Source organism: Kitasatospora sp. NPDC057198, assembly GCF_042670125.1.
Classification (GTDB): Bacteria; Actinomycetota; Actinomycetes; order Streptomycetales; family Streptomycetaceae; genus Kitasatospora.
In genome coordinates this window covers 1-5,461 of record NZ_JBHUWH010000506.1, presented here as the reverse complement: position 1 = coordinate 5,461, position 5,461 = coordinate 1, and the positions used below count along the sequence as shown (strand labels likewise).

General features: G+C 73.3%; 3 protein-coding genes and 2 pseudogenes. 4 read left to right on the top strand and 1 reads right to left on the bottom strand.

Annotated features, from left to right (window positions below; all coding sequences use genetic code 11):
- Positions 1-493, bottom strand: a pseudogene (locus ACFUEL_RS34225) (MFS transporter); the annotation flags it as partial.
- Positions 494-831: 338 nt separating this feature from the next.
- Between ACFUEL_RS34225 and ACFUEL_RS34220 the strand changes: the two are divergent.
- The 4 genes and pseudogenes from ACFUEL_RS34220 to ACFUEL_RS34205 all read left to right on the top strand — a co-directional run.
- Positions 832-1,815: a DUF5937 family protein gene (locus ACFUEL_RS34220; RefSeq protein ID WP_380241229.1), complete on the top strand. Its 984-nt coding sequence runs from the start codon at positions 832-834 to the stop codon at positions 1,813-1,815.
- 99 nt (positions 1,816-1,914) lie between these two features.
- Positions 1,915-2,367 (top strand): carboxymuconolactone decarboxylase family protein, encoded by a 453-nt coding sequence (locus tag ACFUEL_RS34215; protein WP_380241227.1) that lies wholly within the window; start codon positions 1,915-1,917, stop codon positions 2,365-2,367.
- 225 nt (positions 2,368-2,592) lie between these two features.
- Positions 2,593-5,013 (top strand): annotated as a pseudogene (locus ACFUEL_RS34210) (discoidin domain-containing protein); the annotation flags it as partial.
- The coding region (locus ACFUEL_RS34205; protein WP_380241231.1) for a discoidin domain-containing protein at positions 5,008-5,461 on the top strand (454 nt) is incomplete at its 3' end. The pseudogene ACFUEL_RS34210 and the gene ACFUEL_RS34205, both read left to right, overlap by 6 nt.

Below are 5,461 nucleotides of genomic sequence, written 5' to 3'. Positions count from 1 at the left end.
GGCCGAGCAGGGCGACCGTGACGCCGCCGCCGGCCAGGCCGAGCAGTTGCGCGCCGGAGGAGGCGACGTTGTTCAGCGACCGGCCGAGGACGTACGCGTCCCCGTGCAGGGTCTGCGCGACCAGCCGGCTGGACGCCCCGTTGAACAGCGGCGTGAGCACCGCGACGGCGCCCACCAGCAGCAGGCTGGCCGCGACCGGCAGCCGGACCAGCGCGAGCAGCGCGGCGGCGGCCGCGTCCAGCAGGTAGCCGGCGGTGATCAGCAGCCGGGGGCGCAGGCGGTCGGTGAGCGAGCCGAGCAGCATCGAGCCGAGCAGTTGCGGCAGGAAGCCGATCCCGAAGGCGACGGCGCTCAGCAGCGCGGAGCCGGTGCCCGCGTAGATCAGCACGGCCAGGGTGGTGATCCGCAGCGAGTCCCCGACGATGCCGAGGGTGCGGGTGGTGAACAGCAGCCGGAAGCGCGGGTCGCCGAGCACCTCGCGATAGGTCGTCATGCCGGCCAGCCTGGCGTCCCGGGCCCGGGGCGGGCGAGAGATTCGTCCCAGGACGTAGGGTCGCGGGGTGCCCGGCCCGGCCGGGAGAACGACGGGCACCACGGGCACGACAGGCACGGCAGGCACGACGGGCACGACGGGGAGAGGCAGGGCCGTCGCATGGTGCGACACGGACACACCGGCGGGGCGCGGCGAGGCGGCCGGCGGGCAGCGGGAGACGGGGCCAGCCCCTCCCCCGCGCCGGGGCGCCCCCGCCCGCCGGAACGCTCGGGCACCGGGCGGCGCCCGGCGGGGGCGGGCCGGGTGGCGGGCCTGGTGGTGGGCCGGGTGGTGGGCCGGTGCTGAGGTACGAGGTCGCGGCCGAGGACCTGGCGCGCAGCCGGTTCGCGCTCTCGCCCGCGTTCGAACTCGCCAATCTGCTGCGGCTGTTGGACTGGGGCGGGGAGCGGGCGCTGCCGCCGGGGTGGCGGGAGCGGCTGCGGCCGGGGTTCCTGCGGCTGCGGGCGGATCCGGCGGTGCGGGCGGCGCTGGCGCTGCACAACCCGAGGTTCGGGGCGGACTTCATCGCCATCCCGCCGCGCGGCATGGACCAGACCTGGGCGGACGACCTGGCGGCGATCCTGGCCGCGCCGCCGGAGTCGGCGCGGGCCGAGATCCGGGCCTGCCTGGCGGCCCGGCCGGAGACCGACGGGGCGGCCCGGACGGTGCTGGACTCGCCGGACGCGGTCCGGCTGGTCGCCGGGGCGCTGGACCGCTGCTGGCAGGAGCTGCTGGCCCGGGACTGGCCGCAGCTGCGGGCCCTGTGCGAGCGCGACGTGGTGCACCGGGCGGGCGAGTTGGGGCGGCGCGGCTGGGCGGCGGCGCTGGCCGGGCTGCACGAGAACGTCCGCTGGCGGGACGGCGGGATCGACGTCCCGCCGTTCGACGCCGGCACCACCTACCCGCTGCGCGGCGAGGGGCTGCTGCTGGTGCCCTCGGTGTTCGTCTGGCCGGGGGTCGCGGCGCACCACGACGAGCCCTGGCCCTGCACCCTGATCTACCCGGCCCGGGGCATCTCCGCGCTGTGGGAGCCGGGGGCCGCCGTCCCGCCCGAGGCGCTGGCCGCGCTGCTCGGCCGCTCCCGGGCCCGGATCCTGGCCGCCCTGGACACCCCGGCCAGCACCACCCAGCTGGCCCGCACCCTCGGCCAGGCCCCCGGCGCCGTCGCCGACCACCTCGCCGTCCTGCGCGCCGCCGGCCTGCTCTCCCGGGCCCGGGCGGGCCGCTCGGTGCTCTACCGGCGCACCCCGATGGGGGACGCCCTGATCGGTTCGGCGGGCTGAGCCGCCCGGCGAACGGGCTTGCCTTGGAGCGCACTCCAACTCCTAATGTTTCCAGTGTTCGCACGGAAACCACGCGCCTCACGAACCCCAGGAGCCACCATGGACACCACCGCCACCACCACGAACACCGCCACCGCCGCCGACGTCCCGACCACCCGTCAGGAGCGCCTCGACCACGGCCTGGAGGTGCTCGGCCGGATCGACAGCGAGGCGGGGGCGAACGCCCTGGCCGCGCTCTCCGACATCTCGCCCGAACTCGCCCACCAGGTGGCCGCCTGGGGCTTCGGCGAGATCTACGACCGTCCGGGCCTGGCGCCCCGCGACCGCCAGCTGGTCACCCTGGGCATGCTCACCGCCCTGGGCGGCTGCGAACCGCAGCTGCGCGTGCACGTGAACGCCTCGCTGAACGTGGGCCTCTCCCCGCAGGAGATCGTCGAGGCACTGCTGCAGAGCGCCGTCTACTGCGGCTTCCCGCGCGCCCTGAACGCCACCTTCGCCGCCAAGCAGGTCTTCGCCGAGCGGGGCCTGCTGCCGGTCACCCCGGACGCCTGACCGGCCCGCCGCCCGACCGGCCCGGCGGCCGCCACCCGCCGCCCGCCGGTCGGCCATGCGCGGAACCACCAGCGAAGTCACTTTTCATCAATCGCTCGCAACTGATCTTGCGTCAATCTGTATCTTTTTTGCACGCAGCTGTGGACTTCCTGCCGCGCCGAGCCCCACCCTCGGCACGCCCGGCCACCACCCGGGCCCTCCCCCATGCAGGAAGCACGGTCACCCATGCAGAATCCCCCCACCCGCGCCAGGCGGACCGTCGCGTCACTGACCACCCTCGCGCTCGGCGCCACCGGCCTGTTGGCGGTGGCGTTCGTCAACGCCGGTTCGGCGCACGCCGCCGCGGTCCCCGCGCTGTCCCCGCTGGCCGTCCCCAACCGCGGCGCGAGCGTCCCGTTCGTCGAGCAGGAGGCCGAGTACGCGGCCACCAACGGCAGCGTGGTCGGGCCGGACCGGCAGTACGGCCACCTGGCCTCGGAAGCCTCCGGCCGACAGGCCGTGACGCTGAACGCGGTCGGCCAGTACGTGGAGTTCACGCTCACCGCACCCGCCAACTCGATCGACTTCCGCTACAGCCTGCCGGACTCCCCCGACGGCAAGGGCCGCGACGCCTCGATGGACCTGCTGGTCAACGGGCAGAAGCTGAAGAGCGTCGACGTGACGTCCAAGTACAGCTGGTACTACGGCGGTTACCCGTTCAACAACAACCCGGGCGACAGCAACCCGCACCACTTCTTCGACGAGACCCGCACCCTGCTGGGCACCACCTACCCGGCGGGGACGAAGATCCGGCTGCAGGTGTCCTCCACCGCGCAGTCGCCGAGCTTCACCGTCGACCTGGCCGACTTCGAGAAGGTCGCCGACCCGATCGCCAAGCCCGCGGGCGCGATCGACGTGGTCGCCGACTTCGGCGCCGACCCCACCGGCGCCACCGACTCCACCGCCAAGTTCCAGGCCGCGGTGAACGCCGGCGCGGCGCAGGGCCGGACGGTGTACATCCCGCAGGGCACCTTCACGCTGTACGACCACGTGGTGGTCGACAAGGTGACGCTGGCCGGGGCGGGCCCCTGGTACAGCGTGCTGGGCGGGCGCGACCCGATCAACCGCAACCGGGCGGCGGGCATCTACGGCAAGTACGTGGCGGGCGGCGGCTACGGCGGCGGCATCCGGCCGCAGGAGGCCGGCGGCCCGAGCCAGAACGTCACCCTGAAGGACTTCGCGATCATCGGCGACGTGCGCGAGCGGGTCGACGACGACCAGGTCAACGGCCTGGGCGGCGCGATGTCCAACTCCACCGTCGACAACCTGTGGATCCAGCACACCAAGGTCGGCGCCTGGATGGACGGTCCGATGGACCACTTCACCATCAAGAACAGCCGGATCCTCGACCAGACCGCGGACGGCGTCAACTTCCACACCGGCGTGACCAACTCGACGGTCACCAACACCTTCCTGCGCAACACCGGTGACGACGGCCTGGCCTCCTGGCCGGAGCGGCTGGCGAACACGGGCGACAGCTTCACCCACAACACGGTGGTGCTGCCGATCCTCGCCAACAACATCGTCACGTACGGCGGCAAGGACTTCACCATCTCGGACAACGTGATGGCCGACACCATCACCAACGGCGGCGGCCTGCACATCGCCAACCGCTACCCGGGCGTCACCTCCGGCAACGGCACCGCCGTCTCCGGCACGATCACCGCGGCCCGCAACACCCTGGTCCGCACCGGGAACAGCGACTACAACTGGCAGTTCGGCGTCGGCGCGATCTGGTTCGACGGCCTGAACGAGCCGATCACCGGCGCGACCATCAACATCACCGACACCGACATCCTGGACAGCTCCTACGAGGCGATCCAGACCATCGAGGGCGGTGTCACCGGCGTCAACCTGACCAACGTGAACATCGACGGCGCGGGCACCTACGCGGTCCAGGCGCAGGCCAACGCCCAGATGAAGTTCACCAACGTCAAGGCCAAGAACATCGCGCAGGCCGCCACCCCGATCCACAACTGCGTGGGCACCGGCTTCCAGATCACCGACGGCGGCGGCAACTCCGGCCTGAGCGGCTCCACCTGCACCGGCCAGTGGCCCGCGCCGGTCTGGACGTACAACGGCGTCCCGGTCGGCGGCGGCTCCTCCTCGCCGTCCCCGTCGCCGTCCACCTCGACCCCGGCCTCGCCGTCGCCGTCCCCGTCGGCCTCCGCCTCCACCCCGGCCTGCCCGAGCGGCACCGGCAACCTGGCGCAGGGCCGTCCGGCCACCGCCTCCGGCACCAGCCAGAACTACGGGCCGGGCAACGCGGTCGACGGTGACGCCAACAGCTACTGGGAGAGCGCGAACGGCGCCTTCCCGCAGTGGATCCAGGTCGACCTGGGCTGCTCGGTCAGCCTGACCAAGGCCGTCCTCAAGCTGCCTCCGGCGACCGCCTGGGCCTCCCGCACCCAGACGATCACCGTCCAGGGCTCCACCGACGGCACCACCTTCACCACCCTGACCGGCTCGGCCGGCTACACCTTCGACCCGGCCACCGGCAACACCGCCACCGTCAACCTCCCCGCCACGCCCACCCGTTACCTGCGACTGACCGTCACCGGCAACACCGGCTGGCCCGCCGCACAGCTCTCCGAGTTCCAGGTGTTCGGCGGCGGCAACGGCAGCTCCTCGCCGTCCCCGTCCTCGTCCCCCTCCTCGTCGGCCCCCACCGGCCCGACCTGCCCGGCCGCCACCGGCAACCTGGCGCAGGGCCGCCCCGCCACCGCCTCCGGCACCAGCCAGAACTACGGGCCGGGCAACGCGGTCGACGGTGACGCCAACAGCTACTGGGAGAGCGCCAACAACGCCTTCCCGCAGTGGATCCAGGTCGACCTGGGCTGCTCGCGCGCCCTGTCCAAGGCCGTTCTGAAGCTGCCCCCGGCGACCGCCTGGGCCTCCCGCACCCAGACAATCACCGTCCAGGGCTCCACCGACGGCACCACCTTCACCACCCTGGTGGCCTCGGCCGGCTACACCTTCGACCCGGCCACCGGCAACACCGCCACCGTCAACCTCCCCGCCACGCCCACCCGTTACCTGCGACTGACCGTCACCG